General features: G+C 42.5%; 22 protein-coding genes and 1 pseudogene. 15 read left to right on the forward strand and 8 right to left on the reverse strand.

The genetic code is table 11. The features are described from left to right. Positions 1–338: 338 nt before the first annotated feature. The 3 genes from PMG25_RS00915 to PMG25_RS00925 are packed head-to-tail and all read left to right on the forward strand — an operon-like array spanning position 339 to position 3,290. Complete coding sequence (locus PMG25_RS00915; RefSeq protein ID WP_283765033.1) at positions 339–1,028, forward strand: response regulator transcription factor; 690 nt, start codon at positions 339–341, stop codon at positions 1,026–1,028. Beyond that, positions 1,025–2,461 (forward strand): sensor histidine kinase, encoded by a 1,437-nt coding sequence (locus tag PMG25_RS00920; protein ID WP_283765034.1) that lies wholly within the window; start codon positions 1,025–1,027, stop codon positions 2,459–2,461. Before PMG25_RS00915 ends, PMG25_RS00920 begins: the two co-directional genes overlap by 4 nt. A 13-nt stretch (positions 2,462–2,474) precedes the next feature. Continuing rightward, positions 2,475–3,290 carry a hypothetical protein gene (locus PMG25_RS00925; RefSeq protein ID WP_283765035.1) on the forward strand — a complete coding sequence of 272 codons (816 nt, stop codon included), beginning with the start codon at positions 2,475–2,477 and terminating at the stop codon, positions 3,288–3,290. A 232-nt stretch (positions 3,291–3,522) separates the two neighbouring features. On the opposite strand, the gene PMG25_RS00930 is transcribed toward PMG25_RS00925, so the two are convergent. Further along, the gene (locus PMG25_RS00930) at positions 3,523–4,716 is read right to left on the reverse strand and encodes a cupin domain-containing protein (protein ID WP_283765036.1); all 1,194 of its coding nucleotides are present in this window, start codon (positions 4,714–4,716) and stop codon (positions 3,523–3,525) included. Between the two features lie 71 nt (positions 4,717–4,787). Beyond that, on the reverse strand, positions 4,788–5,054 hold the full coding sequence (locus PMG25_RS00935) for a hypothetical protein (RefSeq protein WP_283765037.1): 267 nt from the start codon (positions 5,052–5,054) through the stop codon (positions 4,788–4,790). 522 nt (positions 5,055–5,576) lie between these two features. Here PMG25_RS00935 and PMG25_RS00940 point away from each other — a divergent pair. Then, positions 5,577–5,771, forward strand: a complete 195-nt coding sequence (locus tag PMG25_RS00940; RefSeq protein WP_283765038.1) for a ssl0294 family protein — start codon at positions 5,577–5,579, stop codon at positions 5,769–5,771. A gap of 50 nt (positions 5,772–5,821) precedes the next feature. Here the strand turns inward: PMG25_RS00940 and argC are convergent, their stop codons facing one another. Both argC and trxB read right to left on the reverse strand, forming a co-directional pair. Continuing rightward, a complete protein-coding gene (gene argC, locus PMG25_RS00945; protein ID WP_283765039.1) occupies positions 5,822–6,883 on the reverse strand; it encodes an N-acetyl-gamma-glutamyl-phosphate reductase in 1,062 nt (353 codons plus the stop codon). A gap of 256 nt (positions 6,884–7,139) precedes the next feature. After that, on the reverse strand, positions 7,140–8,513 hold the full coding sequence (gene trxB, locus PMG25_RS00950) for a thioredoxin-disulfide reductase (RefSeq protein ID WP_283765040.1): 1,374 nt from the start codon (positions 8,511–8,513) through the stop codon (positions 7,140–7,142). Positions 8,514–8,574: 61 nt separating this feature from the next. Here trxB and PMG25_RS00955 point away from each other — a divergent pair, with 61 nt between their 5' ends. The 10 genes from PMG25_RS00955 (at position 8,575) to PMG25_RS01000 (ending at position 23,031) form a co-directional block, all read left to right on the forward strand. Continuing rightward, positions 8,575–9,939 (forward strand): methyltransferase domain-containing protein, encoded by a 1,365-nt coding sequence (locus PMG25_RS00955; RefSeq protein ID WP_283765041.1) that lies wholly within the window; start codon positions 8,575–8,577, stop codon positions 9,937–9,939. Between the two features lie 127 nt (positions 9,940–10,066). Next, positions 10,067–10,612: a type IV pilin-like G/H family protein gene (locus tag PMG25_RS00960; protein WP_283765042.1), complete on the forward strand. Its 546-nt coding sequence runs from the start codon at positions 10,067–10,069 to the stop codon at positions 10,610–10,612. A 167-nt stretch (positions 10,613–10,779) separates the two neighbouring features. Beyond that, positions 10,780–13,002: an O-linked N-acetylglucosamine transferase, SPINDLY family protein gene (locus PMG25_RS00965; protein WP_283765043.1), complete on the forward strand. Its 2,223-nt coding sequence runs from the start codon at positions 10,780–10,782 to the stop codon at positions 13,000–13,002. Between the two features lie 94 nt (positions 13,003–13,096). After that, positions 13,097–13,558 (forward strand): tetratricopeptide repeat protein, encoded by a 462-nt coding sequence (locus tag PMG25_RS00970; RefSeq protein ID WP_283765044.1) that lies wholly within the window; start codon positions 13,097–13,099, stop codon positions 13,556–13,558. After that, on the forward strand, positions 13,555–15,117 hold the full coding sequence (locus PMG25_RS00975; protein WP_283765045.1) for a tetratricopeptide repeat protein: 1,563 nt from the start codon (positions 13,555–13,557) through the stop codon (positions 15,115–15,117). The genes PMG25_RS00970 and PMG25_RS00975 overlap by 4 nt, the downstream gene beginning before the upstream one ends. A 59-nt stretch (positions 15,118–15,176) precedes the next feature. After that, a complete protein-coding gene (locus tag PMG25_RS00980; RefSeq protein WP_283765046.1) occupies positions 15,177–16,853 on the forward strand; it encodes a methyltransferase, TIGR04325 family in 1,677 nt (558 codons plus the stop codon). Between the two features lie 38 nt (positions 16,854–16,891). Continuing rightward, positions 16,892–17,878, forward strand: coding sequence for an NAD-dependent epimerase/dehydratase family protein (locus PMG25_RS00985; protein ID WP_283765047.1), 987 nt, complete (start codon positions 16,892–16,894; stop codon positions 17,876–17,878). Between the two features lie 31 nt (positions 17,879–17,909). Beyond that, positions 17,910–19,037, forward strand: coding sequence for a DegT/DnrJ/EryC1/StrS family aminotransferase (locus PMG25_RS00990; protein WP_283765048.1), 1,128 nt, complete (start codon positions 17,910–17,912; stop codon positions 19,035–19,037). A 20-nt stretch (positions 19,038–19,057) separates the two neighbouring features. Beyond that, complete coding sequence (locus tag PMG25_RS00995; RefSeq protein ID WP_283765049.1) at positions 19,058–19,993, forward strand: hypothetical protein; 936 nt, start codon at positions 19,058–19,060, stop codon at positions 19,991–19,993. Positions 19,994–20,031: 38 nt separating this feature from the next. Next, entirely contained in the window at positions 20,032–23,031 is a 3,000-nt protein-coding gene (locus PMG25_RS01000) for an O-linked N-acetylglucosamine transferase family protein (RefSeq protein WP_283765050.1), read from the forward strand. 8 nt (positions 23,032–23,039) lie between these two features. Here the strand turns inward: PMG25_RS01000 and PMG25_RS01005 are convergent, their stop codons facing one another. Both PMG25_RS01005 and PMG25_RS01010 read right to left on the reverse strand, forming a co-directional pair. Continuing rightward, complete coding sequence (locus PMG25_RS01005) at positions 23,040–23,840, reverse strand: hypothetical protein (RefSeq protein WP_283765051.1); 801 nt, start codon at positions 23,838–23,840, stop codon at positions 23,040–23,042. Positions 23,841–23,870: 30 nt separating this feature from the next. Then, positions 23,871–24,224: pseudogene (locus tag PMG25_RS01010) on the reverse strand (Uma2 family endonuclease); the annotation flags it as partial. A gap of 185 nt (positions 24,225–24,409) precedes the next feature. Between PMG25_RS01010 and PMG25_RS01015 the strand changes: the two are divergent. Continuing rightward, entirely contained in the window at positions 24,410–24,967 is a 558-nt protein-coding gene (locus tag PMG25_RS01015; protein WP_283765052.1) for a Uma2 family endonuclease, read from the forward strand. 252 nt (positions 24,968–25,219) lie between these two features. On the opposite strand, the gene PMG25_RS01020 is transcribed toward PMG25_RS01015, so the two are convergent. Both PMG25_RS01020 and PMG25_RS01025 read right to left on the reverse strand, forming a co-directional pair. Further along, on the reverse strand, positions 25,220–25,789 hold the full coding sequence (locus PMG25_RS01020) for a Uma2 family endonuclease (protein WP_283765053.1): 570 nt from the start codon (positions 25,787–25,789) through the stop codon (positions 25,220–25,222). A 7-nt stretch (positions 25,790–25,796) separates the two neighbouring features. After that, on the reverse strand, positions 25,797–26,267 hold the full coding sequence (locus PMG25_RS01025; protein WP_283765054.1) for a tetratricopeptide repeat protein: 471 nt from the start codon (positions 26,265–26,267) through the stop codon (positions 25,797–25,799). Between the last annotated feature and the right edge of the window lie 56 nt (positions 26,268–26,323).

A 26,323-nucleotide genomic window follows, 5' to 3' on the forward strand; every position in this document is an offset into this window, starting at 1 on the left:
TTCCCAATTCCCTAATTCCCTAATTCCCTAATTCCCTAATTCCCTAATTCCCTATTCCCTATTCCCTATTCCCTATTCCCTATTCCCTATTACCTATTCCCTAATTCCCTAACTCCCTATTCCCTATTCCCTATTCCCTATTCCCTATTCCCTAATTCCCTATTCCCTATTCCCTAATTCCCTATTCCCTATTCCCTAATTCCCTAATTCCCTATTGCCTATTGCCTATTGCCTATTGCCTATTGCCTATTCCCTATTGCCTATTGCCTATTCCCTATTCCCTATTCCCTATTCCCTAGCGCGAAGCGCTATAAGCCTAAGTAGCCATCATTGAACTGATGCGAATTCTGTTAGTTGAAGACGATCCCGAACAACTCGAACCCTTACATTTTGCCTTAACTCGTGCCGGGCATATTGTCGATGGGGTGAACGATGGGGTGGATGCTGAGTGGTTAATCGGCGAAAAAGAGTATGATTTACTGATATTAGATTGGATGTTACCGGGAAAAGACGGGGTGGCTCTTTGCCACTTTTATCGCCAGTCTGGGAAAAGCGCCCCCATTTTAATGCTCACGGCTAAAGACACCACTGCCAATAAAGTAGAAGCTTTAGATGCGGGAGCGGATGATTATTTGGTCAAACCTGTCGATCTCGACGAATTGTTAGCCAGAGTACGCGCCCTGCGACGGCGATCGCCCCTTTGGGTGGGTGATATCCTAAACGTGGGCGATTTGTCCCTAAATCTCGATACCCTACACTTAACGCGAGGCGAACAGAGCCTAAAACTGTCGAGTCGGGACTTTCAACTGTTAGAAATCTTTATGCGAAATCCCGGACAAGTCCTCACCCGCGATCGGCTCGAACAAGCCCTTTGGGAATGGGGCGCAGAACCGGAAAGTAATGCCGTTGCTGCCCGCATTAAACGGCTGCGAAAGCAATTACAAAAACTTCAGGTAGACCCCTGGATAGAAACCGTTTATGGTATGGGTTATCGTCTCGCAAACCGCCAAGATTCAATCGAGTTATGAGCAACCCTAGGCGATTTTTCCCTTCCTGGCATCAACTGCCCACTCGCATTCGAGGCACTCTGATTATTGCGATTCCGGTGTCTTGTCTATTTACAGCCATCTCTGCCTTTGCTTGGTTAAATGCCAGTTTAGTTGAAGATGAAAAATGGGTACAACATACCCAAAATGTGCGCCTAGAAACCAAACAATTGCTCAATGCCTTAATTGACGCTGAAACCGGAGTACGGGGCTATGGCTTAACCTTAAGACCGGAGTTCTTAGAACCTTATGAAAATGCCCTCAAAATCATCCCAGATTCTCTACAGAAACTAGAGTCCCTCGTCTCTGACAATCCGGAACAAACTCAACGGTTGCAAGAGATTGAAGAGATTACAGCTCAAAATCTTGCCATTTTTTATGAAAAAGTCACCCTCAAAAGTGAACTGCAACGGATGAACTTAACCGCCGATCAATGGGTTTCTATTGCTTCTGTTTATGATTGGTTGGACGAAGGTAAAGCTACCATGGATCGAGGGCGAGAGTTAATTAATCAATTCGCAGAAGCGGAAGAGATATTGCTGAAAAAACGGCAACAACATCAGAATTTATATCGACAAATTACTTGGACAATTTTGCTCATTTCTGCGGGATTAGGAGGGATGGGATTTTTGGCTTCCATCCATTTGTTTTACCAACTCGAACAAGAATCCGCCAGTCGAGAGAAAAATTTACACAAAAGCAATCAACAATTGCAACGCTTTACAGCGAATGCTTCTCATGAATTGCGGACTCCTTTAGCCGCCGTTTTGAGTCAGGCTCAAGTGGGATTAATGACTTTAGAAGATGTCGAAGAATCAGAAGACTTAGAGGAAGTCGTAGAGAGTCTGCGGCTGAGATTTGAAAAAATAGTTCAATTAGCTAAAAGCATGAGCAATTTAATCACCCAAATGCTGTTTTTAGCTCGCCACGAAGGGGGTTTAGGGGCGCAATCTTTACAGCCGATTGATTTAAGTGAAGTAATGGAAAATCTCTGGGCTGATTTGGCTCCAGAGGCAGAGTGCCAATCCTTACACTTAAAGCGTCAGATTGAGAAAGAAGTGAGGGTGAAGGGTGAGAGCGGTTTACTGGGGCAAGCGATCGCCAATCTCTTCCATAATGCTTGCCAGTATACCCCCCCTGGTGGTACAATAGAAATGGCTTTATTAACTCAAAATGATCGCGCCATCATGACCGTAAAAGATACGGGAATGGGAATTCCACAGGCCGAAATTCCCCATATCTTTGAACGGTTCTATCGCGTCCCTGCACCCGGCGATCGCCCCTCCGTTAAAGGCTTTGGTTTAGGATTAGCCATTACCCAGCAAATTGTACAGTTACATGGCGGAACCATCACCGTATTCAGTACCCTCAATCAAGGTTCAACCTTTCAAATCGTCTTACCTTTATCCCATTGATCCAGGAGGAACAATGACCCAAATCAGACCTTGGGGTAAACTATTAGCTCAAGACCCTGCTGGATATCTAATCAACGATTGCCATATTGATAAAATTTTACCCCCCTGGACTCTCTTAGTAGAAGAACTGCGGCAGAGAGTTCAACCCCCTTGGTCAACTCGCTTACAAGCTCTGTATTTACGCGGGTCTGTTCCTCGCGGTTTAGCCCTTCCCCAAGTCTCCGATCTCGATAGTTTTGCCATTTTATCCGGGGAAATTTTGGATACAGACCGCTCCCTTGCGCGTCAGATTTGCAGCCAACTGCAAAAGCGATATCTATTTTGCCTAAAAGTAGAACTCATTCTCTTGACTCAGGCAGATATTGAGCAGCACTACTCAATTTGGCCAAGCATTATCCAAATTCAAAGCCTCAAGATTGCGGGCGAAGATTTGCCCCTCACCTTGCCCCAATTTGAGCCAGGATCTTCCCTCATCAACTATGCTTATACTTGGGAAAAAGATTTAGGCCAAACCCTGAATATTTTAGCCCAATTGTCCCCCCAGGATGCTCGATTTTCCGCTCAGGTGAAAAAACAATGCCGTTGGATCATGCGGCGAATGGTGAGAACCGGATATGAGTTAGTGATGGAGCAAGACCAAAGTTATACCCCCGATTTATATTACTGTTATCAACGGTTTGCCCTCTATTTTCCGGAGCAACAGAGGGCGATGCATAAGGCGTTACAATTAGCCCTTTTTCCTTCAGCCCATCGGCCGGGGTTAATCGTATTTTTGCGGGGGTTGGGTCGGTGGTTAGTGGAGCAGGTGAAACAGCGCTTTAGGCTGTGATGGGGGGATGGGGAGATAGATCTTGATATCAAGTCCGGTTTCCGCAAGCGGACATGAAAATTTGTTAAGAAGCGGGCAAGATGCCCGCACTCCTCGAATTCTTTGATATGACTGGAGTGGGAGCATCTTGCTCCCTGGATTTTTAATTAGGGTATTTCCGCTTCGCGGACATGAATAAGCGAACTTGATATGACCGCTTCTTAACCGATTAACTGGGCTTAAATGCACAATTTTAGGCTTCTATTTCACTGGAAGGATCTACTTGTAAGAGTCCTTGGGTGACGAGTTGAGTGAGTAGGGGAATGACGGCGGTTTCTACATCGAGATCGGGCGACCATTCGGCTAAATCCAGGAGGGTAAAGCCTTCTGGACGGAAGAGTTTTGCGACTAACTCTGTGGGTAATCCTTTAACTGTGGCTTGTTTTGTGCCGATAAGGATTTGAGTGTGGTGGTCGGGGGTGGTGGTAATTTGCACTGGATGTAAGGGGGAGGAGATGAAGCGGGTTTCGAGTCCTTGATGGAAAATTTGACTACCGAGTTGATGGGGAAGGGAGAGGGGGAGTGGGGGCCGATCGCAATATCCGAGATAATGAAGATACTTCTCGATCGCTTCGGGAGTTTGTAACCAGGTGATTAGGCGATCGCGCAATTGCTGTAAATGGGTTTCAACAGCGCTTTTGTCCTCTGGAGGGATTATCGGTAAGTTTTCGCGCCATTGGGGAGACTCCTGTAGTTCCTCTTGTAGCCAAGCGATCCAATCTAATCCGGTTTGACAGCTAATCCCTAACGTTAAATGGAGGGAGGGGGAAAAGTCCTCTTCAGAGGGACTCCCGCAGGCGATGGCATAATGCCAATGACCCCTAGGAATGTATAACAAATCTCCCGGTTTCAGGGTGCATTGCAGATAGGGGGGAACATCCGGAGGGAGGCGATCGGCCGATCGCATACTAGAGACGGGAGCGGCGATCGTTTCTGGAAACACAAACCATTCTTTCTCCCCAGCAATTTGTAAAATTAGCACCTCATGGCTATCATAATGGCAATTAAACCCCTGTTCGGAGCGCGGCGAACAGTAGAGATTGATTTGGCTGCGATGCCCCGTTTCTTGCCGAATTTGGGCCGTCAATTGCTCTAATTCTGGCATCCGACTATGGACGCTATCGATAATCAAAGTTGCACCTTGTTGAAGCAACTCTAACCATTTCTCCGCTTTAGCTGCGGGTAAAGATGAACCATCTTGGGCAAAGCGCAGATGGGGATAGGGAATCTGGTGATAATTTAATAAATGGTTGAGATCCTGCCAACTGAATAAAGGGTCGAATTTATCCCCAGTCTTTCCGGGAATCAGTACCGCTTGCTTTGTCCAGTTTTCTGCCCAGAATTGCTCTAGGGAATAGGGATAGAGTAGAGAGGATAAAACAGTCATAAGGGGAATGGGGGATGGGGAATGGGGAACAGGAGATTTCTGCTTCATCCTGTCCCCCCCTCCGTGACTACCTATGCTCGCCAATTGCGATTGTTGTCTACATCCTGATTTTGATCCACATTTTGATCGTAGTCTGCATCGGCGATCAAAATGACCTCACCAGTTTTCTCGGTGGAGTTGACTTTCAGGTTCACCACTTCTACTGCGACGGGAGTATTCAGGGCTGTTTCTGGAGAAGAAACAGTAGAAGCTGCTTGCACTGGAGCCATTAACAACAAGCTGGCCTTACCACTCAACAGACAAGCGAGGAGAAAATTGGAAGATTTCAGGTTAGACATAAGACAGTTATCAATCGGTTTTTGCTGAACTAGAGTGTACCCTAGAACAAGATTATGACCAAAAGATGACCATTGCTCTGGTTTTCCCCTGAATCCCTGGAGTCCATTGCGTAAATCTATTTTACAAGTTTGGTCATTGACTGCCAAAATAAGCCAAACTAATAAGTAGGGAGTCTTTCAACGAAAGAGTCTAATTCGTTTAAAATTCCCCTATAACAAAACACTTCAGGACAATATTATGGCTCGCACAACCTCAAATCACTCCAATTCCCGATCCGGCAGTTCTTCTGCATGGCAAAATAGTCGCCGAAGATCCAAAACTCAGCGATCGCAGGAATTTGTTCTCGACCGAAATTATATCATAGATTTGGTTAATTCCTTGGAAAGCATATCAGAAAAATGACGGATAGCGCCATCCCCTAGCGTGGATAATGGGTCATGGCTTGAGTTAGGTATTTGTAAATTTTGGTAAACAACACGCTACAATCCCAATAGCACCATACAGCCTATTGCTCTTGAACCATGTTTGATCAATTTGCGCCGATTTTTCAAGAACTGACCCAACAACCCGTCGCCTTTTTTGGCGGATTCTGCTCTGGGGTGTTACGACTCAACCTATCTGAAGATCCGATTAAAACCTGGCTGGATCAACAAACCACTACCCCAGAAAGCGATACAAATGGCTCTTCTGGGCCACAATCAATTGAAATTGATTAAGGCTAACGGGGCAGGGGTGGCCGTTCCCCGGCCCCCATACTCCAAATTGGTTAGGGATAAAAGGCCAGTTTGGGCAAACCCAAGGTTTCTTCCCAACCCTTGAGCAAGTTTAGGCATTGAATAGCTTGTCCTGCTTGTCCCTTAATCAGGTTATCGATCGCTGACATCACAATCACCCGATTAGTCCGCGCATCCACTTCTACACCCAGATAACAGAGGTTTGTACCACAAGCCCACTTGGTTTGCGGATAAGTGCCATTCGGCAGAACCCGCACCCAAGGAGAATTTTGATAAAATACACTGTAAATGGTGCGTAGGTCTTCCCGAACTAAGCCGGGGTCGCGCAAAGTCGCGTAAACGGTGGCTAAAATCCCTCGTACCATGGGAATCAGATGGGGGGTAAATTGAACTTTAACTTCATGGCCGGCTAAATCGCTACAGACTTGTTCGAGTTCGGGGGTATGTCGGTGACGAGTCACCCCATAGGCTGAGAAGGAACTATCGGCTTCGGCTAAGAGTAGATTAATTTTACCTTGTCTTCCCCCTCCGGATGTGCCTGACTTGGCATCTACAATCAGGGTATCGGGTTCGATTAATCCTTGTTTAAGCAGGGGGCTGATGGCCAGCAAACTGCTAGTGGTATAACATCCCGGACAGGCAATCAGCTTAGTATGGGGGATGCGATCGCGGTAAATTTCCGGTAATCCATACACCGCTTTCGATAATACCTCATGGTCAGCCCGGTCTTCACTGCCATACCAAGCTTTATAGACCTCCATATCCGTTAGCCGATAGTCGGCGGAAAGATCGAGAACTAAACAGCCTCTCTCAAGCAGTTGGGGAGCCATCTTGCAGGCTAACCCATTGGGTAATCCTAAAAATACAACCTCACAGCGAGAGGCGATCGTATCGATATCAACCGCTTCTACAGTCAGATTAACCTGATGGGCTAGATGGGGGTAAATATCGCCGTAGGACTTCCCCGCACTGCTGTCGCCTCCTAAATAAACCAAATCGACGTTTGGATGTTCGCACAACATCCGCACCAGTTGCACGCCTCCATAACCGGAAGCGCCAACAATGCCCACAGTTGTTCGCCCATTATCTCCCATGATGTGACCCTTACTTGAATGTTGAGTTTACGTGATTGAGTGTAGATCCTAATTTATGGTTCTAGGTGAGGAAACCATAAATGTTTAAAGGTTGGCTGCATTGTAGTACCAAAACGGACATTGAATTAAAAATTAAAAATTAAATATCAAGTCCGGTCAATGGGTATAACTAGCGGGCCTCTTGCCCGCACTCCCTCAATCGTTTGATATGACTGGAGTGGGAGCATCTTGCTCCCTAGGTTTTTAATTAGGGTATTCAAGTGGATGGGATCTGAGTTTCAATCACCTGGCGATACTGGCTTTTTTGTTTCACCCCTTTGAGTTCTTGCAGTAACTCCTTATCTTTGAACAGGTGTACGGTGGGAGTGCCGCTAATACCGGCATTTTCAGCGATGTCTGGATCGGCTTCAATGTCAATTTGCACATAGTGGATTTTGGAGTCAAACTCATCAACAACCTTGCTGAGAATGGGTTTGAGGGTGTGGCAGGGGCCGCAGGTGGGAGAGGTGTAAATGACCAGGATGGGGCGATCGCTTTCATGGAATAATTTCCGTAGGGCATACCCTCCCTTATGGCGGGTTTCCTCCAGCTTAAACGTCTCTTCTGTATCCGCTTGAGTCGTCGCACTCGCAGCCGCTTCTGGTGGTTTTTCCCCTTCTTCCTGCTTAAATTCTTGACCCAATCCTTTCGCCGATAACCACCGTTCAGCTAACATGGCTCCCATACATCCCGTTCCAGCCGCCGTCACCGCTTGGCGGAATTCATGGTCTTGCACATCACCAACCGCATAAACCCCTTCTACACTGGTTTGTACCCCATGTTGGGTGACCACATAGCCCACCTCATCTAACTCTAGTTGCCCTTTGAACAGTTGGGTATTGGGCGTATGACCAATGGCATAGAATAACCCCCCCGCAGGTAAATCGTTCTCCTCTCCCGTCTGGTTATTCTTGACCTTCACACCCCCAAATTTTGCCCCTTCTCCATAGACATCCACCGCTTCCGTATGCCAATGAACCGTAATTTTTGGATGCGCCAGTACCCGGTCTTGCATCGCTTTAGAAGCCCGCATTTCCCCCCGTCGCACCAGGAGATGGACATGGGAGCCATATTTGGTCAAATACACAGCTTCTTCTGCTGCCGTATCTCCACCCCCAATGACCACCAGTTCCACCCCCTTAAAAATGGGTGTTGCTCCATCGCAAATGGCGCACGCAGAAATACCACTACTCCAAAAGTCCTGTTCGTGGGGAAGATTCAGCCGTTTGGCCGTCGCACCGGTGGCAATCACAATAGTATGGGTTTTGAACTCCCGTTCGTCAGATTTCACCGTAAACGGCCGCTCACTCAAGTCAACAGAAACCACATCTTCCGTGTACAGTTCTGCTCCCCATCTGACGGCTTGCGCTTTCATCCTATCCATCAGTTGCGGCCCGGTGATACCATCGGGAAAACCGGGAAAATTCTCCACTTCTGTAGTGGTCATCAGTTGTCCCCCAGGAATTCCCCCCATCTGATACCCTTCAAACACCACGGGTTTGAGGTTCGCCCGACCCGCATAAATGGCGGCCGTAAACCCGGCCGGCCCGGAACCGATAATCACTAGATTTTCGACTGTGGGGTTGCTCATATTTACCTAAACTCATAACGACTACGCTTAGTATAGCGCATGAAAGGTGTAAAAATGTGAGTTGAGGGGAATAAACAGGCTAAAATTAAACGGAAAGACTAAAGCAATGGTGGATAAGCAAATGGAAGAACTGGATAAAATTCGCGATCAATTTAACGATCTACCTTATTATAATGCCCCTTTAGAAGCAACACCCAAAGCCGATCCCTCTTCCCTCTATATTCATAATATGGTGACGGCCTTTTATCGGCGAGACCAAAAGGTGATTGATACAGCCGGTAAAGTCATTTTAGATGCTGGATGTGGAACTGGCTATAAATCTTTGATTTTAGCTGCTGCTAATCCTGGGGCAAAAATTGTGGGGGTTGATATATCCGATAAATCCGTAAGCATTGCTCGCGAACGACTAAAATTTCATGGGTTTACAGATACCGATTTTTATGCTATGCCGATTGAAGAAGTTGGAACGCTAGACTATTGGTTTGACTATATAAATTGTGATGAAGTTTTATATTTGTTTTCAGATATTAAAAAAACTCTAAGCCTATTGAAATCGGTCTTGAAGCATGACGGAATTCTTCGAGCTAATTTGCATAGCAAACTTCAACGGAGCCATTATTTTAGAGCGCAACGAATATGGAAAAAGCTGGGATTAATGGATTCAGCGCCCCAAGAGACTGAATATAATCTGGTTCGAGAAACAATGAAAAATATCAAGCCAGGAGTGTTTCTTAAAGAATTAGCTTGGAAAACTGACAAGGAAAATTCTAATGAGTACCTGGCGATGAACCACCTCTTTGTGGGCGATAAAGGTTTTGAAATTCCTGATTTATTTGAGTTTATCAGACAGTCAGGATTGGAGTTTGTGGGTATGGTGAATGGCTCTCAGTGGGATCTCCTCGGTTTGTTTAAGAATTGGGACGAACTCCCCATTGAGTTAATGGTCAAATTGTCCGAGTTATCTATGGAGGAACAACTCCATATTCACGAGTTGTTTGACTCCCAACAACGGCTATTGGATTTCTGGTGTGGTCATCCTCAAGAGGATAACCAGATGCTCAGGGTTGAAGATTGGACAGAGGAACAGTGGCATCAGGCAAGGGTTCACTTGCACCCCCAACTGAGGACAGAGGAGTTTAAGCAGGGGGCGATCGCCTCTATCACCCAAATGAGCGCCCTACCCTTACACCACTACCTTTCCATAGACCCAAAGACGACCCCTGCGATCGATAGTGGGGTAATCAGTATCTTACTTCCTCTGATTGACGCTCCTTGTGCCTTTAGAGATCTGGTGGAGCGATCGCAAAAGCTCTGTCCCGTCGATCCAGTCACTGGCGAGGCGATCGGCCCCTCCCAAGCGACTGAAAAGGTCAAAGACCTACTCATCCCCCTATACGAGATGGGCTATGTATTGCTAGAGTCCTAGGGCTGATCCGGACAAATCAAAAAAAAATTTTGATCGGGGTGATATGAAACCAGAATGAGGTGGGTAAGCTATAGTCAATGGAGTTAGAAGCCTTAGTTTATCGACCCCCAAGGAGAAGTAGATCATCATGAAGACTGAATTTAGAACCAAGTTCCTGCAACACCTGATCGCGAAGAAAGAAGACGAAGGGTTTACCCTGATTGAGCTGCTGGTTGTTATCATCATTATCGGTATCCTGTCGGCGATCGCCCTGCCTTCCTTCCTCAACCAAGCCAACAAAGCCAAACAATCCGAATCCAAGCAGTATGTGGGTTCCATGAACCGCCAGCAGCAAGCTTACTACCTGGAAAAAGGTGGATTTAGCTTCGACCTGGGAACTCTGGGCTTGGGTATTGAAGAAGAGACCGAGAACTACATCTATGGAATCAGTACAACCACAACTACACAAGCAAATATCACCGAAAATAGCACTGTAACTAACTATGGGGCTGCCAAACCAACAACCTTAAAATCTTATATTGGAGGAGTTGCAGCAGTAAACCTGATAGACACGAGTGAATCCACCACTCTAGCCAGTCTGTGTGAAGCAAACGATGCTGGTAGTCAGCCAATTCCCCTAACCTTTGGGACAACAGCAGCTCCTGCATGTCCCAATAATTGGTCAGAGCTGTAAGGTTAATCCACGGTTTATTAGTAAAGTATTCCTGTTCTCAAACTACTACGAAAGGAAGCCAGCAGCATAGTTTTCAAGGGTGAGTAATCAATTGATCTCACCCTATCTCTTTTACTACAACCTGCTCATTCTAAGACTTCAAGACTTAGAGATCCCATGAAAAGATCATGACCCCATTAACCCCAAATTGGCAACAACAAGGGCTAGAGTTGTTAAGGTCAAAGCACTACAGCGAGGCTTTAGAACTCTATCAGCATCAGATAGAAATCGATTCAACATCGAAGCAAGCCCATTGGTACTTAGGATTAGCTCTACTTCTACAAGGACAAGAAATCGAAGCCCAGGTTGCTTGGATGTTGGCAATTGGAGAAGGGGCTGAAGAAGAAACCCAGCAATATATAGCTGACTTAGTGAGTGTTCTACAAACTGAAGCAGACATACAAGAAAAAAATAACGAACAGACAACGGCTTGGATGATTCGTCACCATATTCGTGAAATTGCTCCTACTAACCTTAAGAATCTCCTAATACTCATCGGATTAGACCTAAAATTAGATCAATTAACTCAAGAAGAAGTTGACCGGATAGGGATAATCCCAATTCTTGAAGCTACTTCACAGATAGCCAAGCCAGACTTCTATGCTCTATTGCAGATTTTACAACTCTGTCTAGATCAGCAGCCTCTCAACCCTTTTACATGCACTCTAGCAGAAGTTAGCATATCCTGTGCCGTATCTCACGATCCACAAGCCTTCATTAATATCGTGATGGAATCTTGCTTAAAGATTAATTATAACTTACGCCAACCCAATTTAGCCGTTAAACTCAGTAAAATTGCACTACAGGTTGATCCAGAAAATATACAAGTATGGGAACATTTAGCTGGTTTCTACACTAAGGTACCAGACCATCACGAATGTGTTGCATCTGCTAAAAAGATGTGCCAGTTAGCCAAAAATAACCTTGAGAAAATCAGAGGGCTTTTTCTACAAATCACAGGATTCATGGGTGCGGGTGGATATTGGCAAGAAGCAGTAAATGCCTTTAGTCAGCAAGCTAAACTTTTGCTCTCTCTTGACCCAAAGAATGCATCTGATTACCCATTACCGGTTCATATCCGGATGTACAGTAGCACCTATTTCGTACCCTATTTTGAGGATAATGCTGAAAGAAATCGACGCATTCACAACCATGTTGCCCAATTCTGTCAAGCAGGAATTGAACTACACGCTCATGAGCAAATTCAGCAGTATCGACAAAACTGGAGCTATCCCCAGGATAAGAATAAGCGATTAAAAATAGGTTACTTGTCTCACTGTTTCTCCAGCCATTCAGTAGGCTGGCTTGCCCGGTGGTTATTTCGACACCATAATCGAGAAGACTATGATATCTATGGCTATGTTGTGAACTACCGGGCGATGAGTAAAGATAGACTGCAAGAGTGGTACATCCAAAATTTTACAGAAACTCGGAAATTGGGGATTCACTACGCTGATGTGGTTGAGCAAATTAGCAAGGATAAGGTAGATATTCTTGTCGATATGGATAGCTTGACTTTGGATCTTAGTTGTGCAGTCATGGCAATGAAACCAGCCCCAATTCAAGTGAGTTGGTTAGGATGGGATGCACCAGGAATTCCCACTGTAGATTATATGATTGCCGACCCCTATGTAGTACCGGACAATGCAGATGACTACTACAGTGAAAAAATTTGGCGACTGCCACAAACCTATATTGCTGTGGATGGCTTTGAAGTAGGTGTCCCTACTTTACGACGTGAAATGCTAGATATTCCGAGTGATGCGGTTCTATTTTTCAGTTCTCAAAGAGGCTATAAACGTCATCCAGAAACGGCTAGGTTACAGTTAAAAATCATCAAAGAAGTACCCCATAGCTATTTTTTAATTAAAGGATTCGGCGATCAAATCGCTATTCAGAGGTTATTTGTCGAACTAGCTGAAGAAGAAGGACTTTCTGAAGAGCGACTCAAGTTTGTCATGCCTACCCCCTCAGAGTCTATGCATCGTGCCAATATGAGTATTTGTGACGTTGTATTAGATACTTATCCTTACAATGGTGCTACCACAACTTTAGAAACTCTATGGATGGGTATTCCTATGGTAACACGAGTGGGACAACAGTTCGCTGCCCGTAATAGCTATACCATGATGATTAATGCAGGTATTACAGAAGGGATTGCTTGGACAGATGAAGAGTATGTCGAATGGGGGATTCGTTTAGGAAAAGATTCTGAACTTCGCAAAAGAGTATCTTGGAAGCTAAAAGAGTCTCGTAAAACTGCACCCTTATGGAATGGGAAGCAATTTGCCCGTGAAATGGAAAAAGCCTATGAACAAATGTGGACACAATATGTAGAGTCGAGTATTTGAAGAGTATTAGTGGTATTTTTATAGAAGAGTGTTATCGGGCAAGCAAAATTACAATCAATGACTATTCCAACCCAAAAATTGGTATTCTAAATCAATGAAAACATTTAAAAAAATCCTGATTTTTGTGTCAATCATTTCCTTCTTAGGAGGAACTTCTTTGGGGATGCTAAGAGTATTTAGCAGTGTCATTAATACTGAAGAAAGTAATCCTGCTTCTCAATCTGAAAGTCCAGAATTGACTCCTGAACAAACACTGATTCAACAAGCTAGGGGATACGAAGTCGTTTTACAAAGGGAACCCGAAAATCGGATTGCCCTTGAAGGCTTGCTTGTTGTACGATTACAAATGAATGATCTTCAAAATGCCAGAATACCCTTGCAAAAATTAGTTGATTTATACCCGGATGACAATACTTATCAAGAATTAATGGCTCAGTTAGAAAATGAATTACAAAAACGAACTAATTCTACTCAAAATAAAGATCAAACTAATATCAATACCAATCCAGATGATCTGAACAAATCAGAGGACAAAACTCAGGAGGAAAATAGATGACCTTAGATATCCAAAATGGGGATTGGCAAAATCAAGCCAAAGCTTACTGGGAAGCAGGGAACTACGAAAAAGCCGCTAGTTTATACGAACAGGCCGTATCCGATCAACCCGATGAAAAGATTTATTATTGGTATCTTGGCCTATTATTACTCCTACAAGGTCAAGAATCAGAAGCTCAAACTTGTTGGCTATCTGCTATGCTTGATGGCAATGAAGAAGAAGTTGAAAAATGGACTGAAGAGTTAAGCCTTATTTTAGAACATGAGGCTCAAATAAAGTATAATTCGGGTCAATATGGTTTAGCCTGGCTAATTCGGCAGCATTTGGGTCAGCTTTGTCCAGAAAATGGGATTAATTACCTAAAATTGATTGATATTTCTTGTTACTTAGACAATATTTCTGTAGAATTTATTACTCATTTCATCGACGAGAACCATCTTTATGATCTCATCAGTCAGGATCGATGGATTAATGAAAATCAGCTTATAGAAAAAATAGTGAGTCAGCTATTAAGCATTGACCGAAACTTTACTGAGTTATACTATTTCATCCAACAATTACTTGCCCATATACCAGAGTCTAGAAACCAAATTATTCAAGATGCTTTTCAACAAGTTCATAGGTCTGCTCAAGATAAAAAAACATCTCTTACATCCTATGAAAACATTAATAGTTTAATTGATCGTGAATCCGATCCAATACAAACCAGGCAGTCGTATGTCGATAGAGGGCAGTTTTTAATGCAAGAGGGTAGATTAGCAGAAGCCTTTGAACATTATCATCAAGCTATTACGCTCTACCCTAATTATCCTGTATTTCACTTGCAGTTGGGTCTAGTTTTGCAATATCAAGGGCATTTAGATCGAGCCGATGGATGTTACGATCAAGCTATATCTCTAGCCCCTAATTGGTCTTATGCCCACTACCTAAAAGCTATTAATATTAAATCAGCAATTGATTATAATTCCCAAGAAGTTATGGATGAATGGTATGCTAATCCTAAAATAATGGAATTCCATTCTTGTAAAGAACAATTTGCTTTTTATCGAGATGTAATTGACTTAGCTGTTTCTCATGGAGTTGATTACCATCACAAAACAATTGCTGATGTAGGATGTGGATTTGGCCAACTCTTGCTAATGATTAGAGAAAATTATCAACCTTTGTTGATTAAAGGGTTTGACTTTTCTTCATCAGCAGTAAAAACCGCTCAAACAATACATTCTTATCCTGATTGTGAATTTGAGCAAAATGATATATATGAAGGAGTTAATCAAACTTTTGATGTCGTATTTTGTACTGAAGTTCTAGAGCATCTACTCTACCCTCAAAAAGCTCTGATTAATCTCTTAAAGATGATTAAAATCAAGGGAACTTTGATTTTAACAGTTCCGAATGGTAGAGTCGATTCTTTCGCTGGACATATTAATTTTTGGAGTCCAGAAAGCTGGCAAGTTTTTATCCATGAAAACTCTCAAGGTTTTGATATAAAAACCGATGTGATGGAATCGAAAGAAAACTTATATCACTTAAACTATGCCATAGTTCAAAAGCTTTAAAATCTGAATTTAAATAAATTTAAGTTAATTTTATAGACTTTAGAAAATGGAGAAAATTAATGTTTTGGGATGATATTAAACTCGTTACTGAACAAGTTCAAAAATATGGATTAAGAAAGCCTTTTGTTGATTTAGGTGGATTGGAGAAGCCCACTATAGCAGATTATAATATAACCATTCAAACTCAAGATCAGTATTCTAGATATATCCACTTAAATCAAAGGCCTTTTGATCACATTGATCCGGAATATTTAGTTCTTAATCCTGAAAATGACTCGCCTGAAATTGAAGCACTCCCTTCTCTATACTCGAATTTTTTCGGCACAGCAGTTTGCTTAAATGTCATTGAGCATGTAGAAAATCCCTTTGAAGTTTTTGATGCTTTTTATAAAATAATGAAACCAGAAGGGTTGCTGATTATTGAAACCGTATTTTCTTTTCCTTATCATCCTTCCCCTAGGGATTATTGGCGTTACTCAGCAGAATGCCTCAAAAACTTGAGTCAACAAGCCGGTTTTAAAGTGTTAGAATGTGATTGGCGATTGTTGATTCGAGCTGATGAAGGAATTGAAGTTATTCAAGAAATTCCCGGATTATACAAAAAACACCATCCTCAAGAAATAATGACGGTCTATGCTACCTTAACTAAGTCAGAAAAACCCATTCAGCATAATCTAGTTAACTATCAATTGCCACAACGGTTATCTTCTGATGCTAGAGCTAGATTGACGATTAAAATTGAAGACTTACAAACACAACTAAAACAAAATCGATATGGTTGTCAAGAGTCACCAGAAAACCTGGATTGTATCCACTCATGTAAACAAGTTCGTCAACAACTTTGTGAGACTTTATTGACTACTCCACTGGAACAATTACCCGTGACTCAGAAGCTCCATCAACAAGTGCTAGATAGCTTAATAAAAGACTGTCCTAGGACTGAAAAAGAAAATGAATTGCTCAATTTTGCTTTAAAATATTTAGACTCAACTAGCTACCAACCTCAATGGGAGTATGTCCCAGAAGGGTGGTTACGGAGAAATGAAAAAATCAAAGGATGGAATATTCAGGATATTTTGGATGTTCGGATAGATCAGTGGAAAGGTTTGGTTGAGCAACTGAAAAAAAATGCTTTGCTATCTCATGACTATTCACAACAGAATAATTACATTCTTTGGTCTTATGTTTTGTCTTTAACTGCTCAGAAAAAAGAGGAAATTTCTATCTTAGATTGGGGTGGAGGATTAGGAGAGTATTATTTGATAGCTAAAGCCTTACTTCCTAATGTAAAAATCAATTATTCCTGTGCAGAAGTTCCTGTATTGTGTGAAGCGGGTCGATCGCTTCACACTGATGTTACATTCTATGAAGAAGATCGGGACTGTTTTGCCCATGAATATGATTTAGTATTTTGCAGTTCGGCACTCCAATATGCACAAGATTGGCAAACGTTGATAGAAAATATGGTTAAAAGTACCCGGTTATATTTATATATAACCCGACTGCCAATTGTTCAGAATCATTCCTCTTTTGTGGTTTTACAGAGGGCTTATAGTTATGGTTATAATACAGAATATTTAAGCTGGTTTTTAAATCTTCATGAATTAGTGAACTATGTAGAAAACTTAAATATGAAAAAAGTTAGAGACTTTTTAATTGCGGAGCGTTTCCCTGTTCCTGGCGCTCCAGAAGTGGGAGAAGGTCGAGGATTACTCTTTGCTCGAAACTCTGAATAGGTATTGATGAAAGTCTATATCCAAGTAGGTTGAAAATTATGAAAGATAGTACATTTGCCGATAAAAAAGTCTTAATTACTGGAGGATTGGGTTTTATTGGTAGTAACCTGGCTCGACGACTGCTCAAACTAGGTGCTAAGGTACTGTTAGTGGACAGTTTAATTCCTGAATACGGAGGAAACTTATTTAATATTAATGGTATTGAAAACCAAGTCAAAATCAACATTTCTGATGTCAGAGATCAGTATAGTATGCGTTATTTGGTTCAGGGCCAAGATTACTTATTTAATTTGGCTGGACAAACGAGCCATTTGGACTCTATGCACGATCCTTATACGGACTTAGAGATTAATTGTCGATCGCAACTTTCCATCTTAGAAGCTTGTCGCAATTATAACCCAGATATCAAACTCGTTTTTGCCAGTACCCGTCAACTCTACGGCAAACCAGATTACTTACCCGTAGATGAAAACCATTTGCTCCGTCCTGTAGATGTCAATGGGATTAACAAAATGGCAGGAGAGTGGTATCATATCCTCTATAATAATGTCTATGGGATTCGTTCTTGTGCTTTACGTTTAACCAATACCTATGGCCCCCGAATGCGGGTTAAGGATGCACGACAAACCTTTCTAGGTATTTGGGTTCGTTTGGTGGTTGAAAAGAAACCCTTTGAAGTGTGGGGTGGAGAGCAACTTCGGGATTTCACTTATGTCGAAGATGCTGTTGATGCCATGTTAATGGCAGCCGTTCAACCCGCAGCAGAAGGACAAATTTTTAATCTAGGGGGCGATCGCATTATTAGCCTGCGGGAAACGGCTGAACTCTTGATTAAAGTCAATAATGGGGGAGAATTTCAAATTCGCGAATTTCCAGCAGAACGAAAACGGATTGATATCGGTGACTACTATACCGATTACAGTAAGATTAAATCCAGTCTAGGATGGACTCCGAAAACCTCTTTGGAAGAAGGCTTAACTCAAACCCTAGCGTTTTACCGCGATCGCTTATCTCAATATCTCTAGCTTAATCCATCACACCATCTCCACCAACCTCATGCTCCTTCAAACCAATCCTAAAGCCGGTTATCTGGCTCAAAAAACAGACATTGATCAAGCCATTCATCGAGTGTTAGAAAGTGGATGGTACATTTTAGGTGAAGAAGTAACCGCTTTTGAAAAAGAATTCGCCCAATACATGGGAGCCAGTTATGCGGTTGGTGTCGCTAGTGGTACAGATGCCTTAGTCCTGGCATTAAAGGCTTGTGGAATTGGATTAGGCGACGCTGTGATTACTGTCTCTCATACAGCCGTTGCTACCGTTACTGCGATTGAACTTGCCGGAGCAACCCCAATTTTAGTCGATATCGATCCAGTTACATTTACCCTCGATCCCAACTCCCTTGAAGATACCCTTGTTGAACTCAATAAACACCCTCACCTTCAAGTCAAAGCTATTATCCCTGTTCATCTATACGGTCACCCGGCCGACATGACCTCCATCTTAGAAATTGCCCGTCGCTACGAACTAGAAGTCATCGAAGATTGCGCCCAATCTCACGGCGCAATCTTCAACCATAAGAAAACAGGAACTTGGGGAAAAGTAGGAGCCTTCAGCTTTTATCCAACTAAGAATTTAGGGGCTTTAGGGGATGGTGGAGCGGTCATTACCGACGATGCTGAACTGGCTAACCAGCTCTTGATCTTACGACAATATGGCTGGAAACAACGCTTTATTAGTGATGCTTCCGGCATGAATAGTCGTTTAGATCCGATACAGGCAGCTATTTTGCGAGTCAAATTATCTGCCCTTGACCAGGATAATAAACAACGAAAACTTGTGGCTAAAGTGTACGATCGAAATTTAAGTGATTTACCTCTGACTCTTCCCCAAACTCAAGGAGATGTCGATCCAGTTTATCATCAGTATGTTATTCGTTCTGACTCCAGAGACACTCTGCAACAATTTTTGAAAGCAGAGGGAATTGGCACAGCCATTCATTATCCCGTCCCGGTTCATCAGCAGCCTGCATACCAACAATTAGCCATTTCTCCAAAAGGACTAAGTGTGACCGAAAAGATCAGTCGTGAAATTCTGAGTTTACCAATGTATGGCCAGCTCACCGATGAAGAAGCTACCACGGTCAGTCAGGCTGTGATTGCTGGAGTTAAATCTTTCAAATGAGTTTTAATTTTTAATTGATTATGCGTTATTTTTGCACCTACTTCGATCATAACTATTTACCCAAAGGATTAGCCCTCTATCAGTCCTTACAAAAATTTTGTGGTGACTTTGAATTGTGGGTACTTTGTCTGAGTCGCATTTGTTATGATGCCCTTCAAAAACTCAACTATCCTAATGTGCATTTAATCCCCCTAGATAAACTAGAACGTAGCGATCCGGATTTACTCAGAGCTAAACAAAATCGAACGATTGTTGAATACTACTTTACCTGTACTCCTTGTTTACCCTTATACGTTTTAAGAAACAATCCGCAAATAGATTTACTGACCTACTTAGATTCAGATTTGTTTTTTTACTCTGACTTACAGCCTATTTATCAAGAAATTGGCGATCGCTCCATTGCGATTATAGAACATCGATTTTCACCCGATTGCCTAGAACTCAAGCAATTTGGCATCTACAATGTAGGATGGTTATCATTTCGCGCCGATCAAAATGCTCTGAATTGTTTGCAATGGTGGCGAGAGCGGTGTATAGAATGGTGTTATGACCGACCAGAACCTACAAGATTTGCAGATCAAAAATATCTTGATGATTGGTTAGAGCGATTTTCGGGAGTGGTAGTCATACACCATAAAGGTGCTAATGTTTCTCACTGGAATACCAATAATTATCAAATTCATAAGAGTGGAAATAACATATTTGTTGATGAACTCCCTCTAATATTTTTTCATTTTCATGGATTTAAAAGCTACAAAAAAGGGTTTGAAATATCCTCTTTGAATCCACAGTTCAAATTAGCTAACCTGCAAGAAAGAAGAATATTTGAGTTTATCTATAGCCCTTACATAAAAACTTTGAAAGACATCACTCATATGATGGGTGATGTCTTACCTGGTCTTTCCATACATCGTTCTTTAAGAGGTGCGGCTATTCCCGCTCTTTCATCCCTATAAAAAAAGTGAGTTTAAGTGTTAATGGATTTCAGTCTTCTATGTTAGAATACAAAACTACAACTCCAGTCTGTTTAATTATATTTAGGCGAGCCAAATTAACGCAAAGACTGTTTGATGTAGTTCGTCAGGTTCAACCTCCTAAGTTATTGGTTATTGCTGATGGCCCTCGTCTAGATCAGCCAGGAGAAGCTCAAAAATGTGAAGAAACCCGAAAAATTATTGATACAGTAGACTGGGATTGTGAAATTCTCAAAAACTATGCCGATCAAAATCTTGGTCTTAAACATCGAGTGGCTAGTGGCTTAGATTGGGTTTTTGAAACCGTTGAGGAAGCCATTATTCTTGAAGATGATTGTCTTCCTGATATAACCTTCTTCAGATTTTGCGAAGAACTTTTAAGTCACTACCGAAATACTGAAGAAGTCATGGTTATTACGGGGACTAATTTTTTCTTTGGATATCAACCCACTCCAGAAAGTTATTACTTTTCCAGATATATTGATTGTTGGGGCTGGGCAACTTGGAGGAGAGCTTGGCAGCATTTTGATTTTGAAATGGAAGAATGGCCAAGACTGCGAGAAAAAAATTGGTTACAAGAATTATTTCCAGAACCTCAAGTTGTTGCCCAATGGACAAAGATTTTTGAAGCTACTTATCAAGGGTATATTAATTCTTGGGCTTATCGATGGAAATTTGCCTGTTGGCGAAGAAACGGATTAACCATTGTTCCTGAAAAAAACTTGGTTTCTAACCTCGGATTTAATCAAGAAGGAACAAATACCCAATTGAGCAATGGATTACTCGATGGAATACCCTATCAATCTATGATGTTTCCTCTCAAACATCCAGCTCAACTGGAGTGCAATAATTGGGTAGATTATTTAACTCAAAAAATAGTTTTTGAATTAGATTTTTCAATTTTAATTCCTGAACTAATGAAGACATTCTCGAATTTCTCAGAATCGGAAATAGAAGAAAGCCATAAAACAATTATTAAAGGATTAAGAAATTCATGGAAAATTAAGATACTGTTCTCAACTTTTATGGATAATAAAAAAAGAGAGGAAATTAATATTATGATGACCACAAATACTGAAAACCAATCTAAAGAAATCCAATCCTTATTGGTAGGTATGCTGTATGCTTACCCTCATCAATTACCAATTCAGTATGATTGGTCTCGAATTCCTCAATGGTTACTACCTGATTATCTCAAGTTTTCATTCATGCCTCCGGGATTATATCAAGAGGTTGGAGAAGCCAACCAATATCGAAACTATCTAGAGTGTTGGATGAATTACATCTCTTCGATTATTGAAAGTAACCCCTCTTCAAAGATTAGTCAACAAATTGTTTACTATTTCCAAAAACTCAGCAATTTTCGTTGTTTGTATCAAACCGATACAAACTTGAACGATCTTTATATTAAAAGAGCTAAACTGATGGAATATTGGTGTATGCTACCTGGGCACTCTGTAGACTACACATTTGCGCCTAGACTCCCCGAAAGAAGTAAAATCCGTTTAGGAATTTTGTCAGGCAATTTTGGATTAAAACCTGATACTTTTTTAAGTCTACCGGCTTATAAACATCTGAATCGGGATCGATTTGAAATTGCTTTGTATTCGATTCAGGCAACAGGCGATCGCTTAGAACGGTATTGTTCGGGTCATGCTGATGTAGGCGTACAGCTTCCAGAAGATTTACCCAATACAATCCAAAAAATTCGTGAAGAAGACCTAGATATTTTATGGATTGCGGGTACAACAACAGAGGAAGTGAATTATCTGAGTGTATTGGCAAATTTCCGGTTGGCTCGGATTCAAATTCTAGGGAGCTATTCAGGCTTAAATCCACAAATAAGAAATATTGATTATTATCTGTCAGGAGATCTCCTAGAGTCCGAAGAAATAAATGATTCAACGATTAATTTGTCACAAATTGGTCAAGCAATAGATTTTGGTTGTGAAACATGGGGCATTCCTAGCCGAAGTTTTGACCGAGAAACTTTAGGTATTACTGGCTCTTCAGTAGTCTATATTTATGGAGGAGAGAGTCAAGCAATTACTCCGGAAGTCGAAAAGACTTGGGTCAAAATTCTTAAGGAAGTCCCTGACTCTATTTTATTGCTCTATTCAACTGTTACTAGACCGGTGCCAAAAATGCTTTTAGCAGCTTGGAAACAGCGTTTACGGATGACTTTAAAACAGCAGGATGTGAGTGAGGAGAGAGTGATTTGGGTTTCTGATGTTAATAGTCATACCGATCTACAAGCTCTTTTGAAGCAAACAGATATCTATCTATCTCCTTATCCTTATACGGATTTAATCTCTCTCGTGGAGCCTTTACTGACTAATTTACCTGTGGTGGTGATGGAAGGTAAACACTCTCATACTCGATTAGGTGCTGCCCTGTTAGAAGCAATGGAAATGAGTTCATGGATCGCTCAAGATGAAACTTCTTATTTTGAAAAAGCAGTTGCTCTAGGTACAGATTTCCAATTGCGCGAACAATATGGTCATCAGATACAGCAAGCCATGCAAGGGATGCCTCACTTTTTAGATAGTTGGTCATACTCCTCTGAAATTGAATCTAGATTAGTGGAGGTATTCGAGAAGTATCAACTCTCTGAAATCAAACAAAACTTAAGGTTAGGACAGATAAATTTAATTATTTTTCCGGACTGGAGTCAACCAGAGGATATTCTATTATCGGATTTAGCTATGGCATTGAAGACAGTGATAAGCCATGGGCAAAAGGATGACATGACGTTGCTAGTGGAAACGAACAATGTTAGTGATGAAGATGCGGATGCTGCTATTTCTACTGTGATTATGGGTTTACTGATTGAAGACAATATTGATCAAGCTGAAGGCCTAGAAATTTGCTTAACTGGATCTTTAGGACCCTTACAGTTACAGGCTTTATATCCTCAACTGCAAGGGCGTTTGTCTTTAGAATGCGAGTCTTCTATTCCTAAGCTCTTATCTTCTGTTAGTGCTTATTCTCTGGAAGAATTTCTAGAAACGCAATTTTAAGACAGGGTTCAGTCATTAGGGGGAGGTTCAATAATCATGTCACCATTTTCTGCTATTTGAACGATCCCACCTACGGATCTGATTCCCTCGATCGCCCGATCGCGGGTTTGCTCATCAGCAGCATTCTGATACACTAACATCCAAGCGGCAAACTGAGCTTGTTTACTATCAGGATTTTGAGCTAAAAACTCTGCGGTTGAGCGAGAAAGGGTAGCTACATTCTCACTCTCTGAATCAGAATATTTACTGGCCCATTCAGCCGCTTTAGTAAAGGATTCTCGTGCTGCTTGAGCATTGTCTAAAAAGAGGAGTTGGTCAATTCCCAAGTAGCGCCAGATATAATAGGAGCGGGGAGGATCTTGAGGAGAAAGTAAATGTAATCCTTTTTCCATCATTGCAGTGGAGACTTCTGGTTTACCCAAGTACAATGATACACTTGCAGAGAGTCCAAAATAAGCAGGAATAAACCGGGGGTCTTCATTGAGGGCAATTTCAAAATATTCTGGAGTCAGTTCATATCCAGTTTGTTCGCGAGCGAGATCGTCACCAAAATAGACTAAAAATTTAACATAGGCCCAATCCGCAATTAAGTTATCAAAGCCAAAGTTGGGTAGAATGTTGAGTAATTTGAGTTCGATCGCCTCTTGAGCGACTTCACCCTGCAATTGGGCTTCTGTGCGTTGTACTTGAGCTGACTTGAGCTGATTGAGTTTGGGCAGTTGCAAAGTGGCGATCGCGACTGCACAGAGAACGACTAAACTGCCTGCGGCCAAGGTCTGATCCCATCGATGTTTATCTGTACCGATCATTTCTATCCCCTTTATCAATTCTGATTGCTTTTACCAAATGGCAGTCAAATCTAGGGAGAAACCCAACAGAACCTCTCCGCCGGATACATGGGGGAGAGCGTCTAACACCTCTGGAAGTTGTCCGGGACGGTAAATTTCGACTTGGCGCTGTTTGCGGTTAATTAACCAACCGAGACGGCAACCATTATCGAGGTATTCCTGCATTTTAGCTTGGGTTTTAGCCAAACGATCGCTCGGAGAGAGGATTTCCACCGCAAAGTCAGGACATAGGGGGAGGAACTTCTCCCGTTGTTCTGGGGTAAGATTATGCCAACGCTCTTTAGTGAGCCAAGCCGCATCTGGGGAGCGATCGCTGCCATTGGGTAAATGAAAGCCAGTCGAAGATGCGATCGAGGTTAAGAGTCATCATAAATCAAATTCTTAAATGTTTGCTACATTATTGTTCCTGAAACCCCCTATCTCCCTATCCCCCCATCCCCCCACCCTGTAACAGAGGTACTCAACAACCACTTATCAAGAGAGTCGGTTAATATGAGAGGAAACGAGTAAACCCATGCGATCGCGCTATCATGACCCTAGCCATTAAACCCATTACCGATGCAGAATTAATGCAACTCAGTTCCCAAAATCCCGGACTGAGATTTGAACGCAATGCCGATGGAACTTTAATCACAATGCCACCAACTGGAAAAATTTCGGGTAATCGAGAACTAAAAGCAGGTGCTTATTTATTCGCCTTTGTAGACTCTCATGAGTTAGGAGAAGTTTTTAGTTCGAGTACAGGTTTTATACTTGCTAACGGTGCGTTATGCTCTCCTGATGCTGCTTTTATTGCCCAAGAACGTTTACCAGAGGGATGGGATACTGGAGAAGACGAATTTTGTGATATAGTCCCTGATTTTGTCATTGAAATTCGTTCTAAGACGGATAGCTTAACTAAGTTAAAAGCAAAGATGGCAGAATATATCGACAATGGGGTGAAATTAGGATGGTTAATCGATCGCATCAACCGTCGTGCTTTTGTTTATCGTGCTGATGGTTCGATTACGCAATATCCAGAGAATGCAATCCTAGAAGGAGAAGATGTGATTCCGGGTTTTACCGTCGCTTTGCAAAAAATATTGTAGTAGTTATAGTAGCTTGGCAAGCTTAAAACTGTAGGTTGGGTTTCACTTCGTTCAACCCAACTTTCGTCAGACGGGTGTTGGGTTTTCGGCAAAGCCGACATGTTCATGTCGCGAAGCGAAACGTTCCTCAACCCAACCTACATTCTTACCTACCGAGATGTTTGAGATTGCTTCATTCCGCTTCGCTCCATTCGCAATGACATATCATAACTGACATTATTCAGATTTGATATCACAATCGGCGATCGCCCCCTACCAAATGGCAGTCAAATCTAGAGAAAAACCTGGCAAAACCTCTCCGCCGGATACACGGGTGGGAGCGTCTAACACCTCTGGGGGTTTTCCGGGACGGTAAATTTCCACTTGGCGCTGTTTGCGATTAATCAACCAACCGAGACGACAACCATTATCGAGGTATTCCTGCATTTTAGCTTGAGTTTTAGCCAAACGATCGCTCGGAGAGAGAATTTCCACCGCAAAGTCGGGACACAGGGGGAGGAACTTCTCCCGTTGTTCTGGGGTAAGATTGTGCCAACGCTCTTGGGCGATCCAAGCTGCATCTGGGGAGCGATCGCTGCCATTGGGTAAATGAAACCCAGTGGAAGAGTCGAACACTTCACCGAGTTGGGTTTGTTCATTCCACACAGCCAGTTGCACAATCAATTTAGTATTTACACGGCCCGTTTCGCCACCAGTCGGGGGCATGATATGGAGTTCTCCCGTTGCACTGCGTTCGAGTTTAACTTCTGGGTTTTCTTGGCAGAGTTGATAAAATTGCTCAGGGGTGAGTTGAATGATGGGATCGAGATTAAGAGTAATCATTTTTACGTTAATTTAACCGGGCGGTACATTCGAGGATGAGGCGCTGATTCTCGATCGCATGGGGAACAATAGCCGAAGCTTGACGAAACGCCGCGATCGCCTGCCGATACTGAGCCAGGGCCGCATGACATAATCCTAACCCATGGAGTGCGCCAAAGTGATTCGGATTTAAGCGCATCACCTCCTCACAATCGGCGATCGCCTTGTAATACTCTCGGCGCATATAATATAATACGGCTCGACGGTTCCAAGCCTCCGCAAAATCGGGCCAAGCGTGAATGACTTCCGTTAACATCTCTTCTGCTCTCTCAAATTGACCCGTCTCCAAGACTCTCTGAGCTTGTTGCAGTCGCTTGAACCCCATCATTCCCTTCTGGTTAAACCAGCGCCGCCATAGTTCCTGAATCGCTTGTTCGCGCACTGGTTCGGAGTCGCTCTGGAGATCGGAGAGTAAACCATCAAGTTCTGGATCGCGCATGGTTTTCTACGAGGGTATTTCTTTCTAGTGTATTACTATTTCTGAGTTTTAACCCA

It is taken from the genome of Roseofilum capinflatum BLCC-M114 (genome assembly GCF_030068505.1).
GTDB lineage: Bacteria > Cyanobacteriota > Cyanobacteriia > Cyanobacteriales > Desertifilaceae > Roseofilum > Roseofilum capinflatum.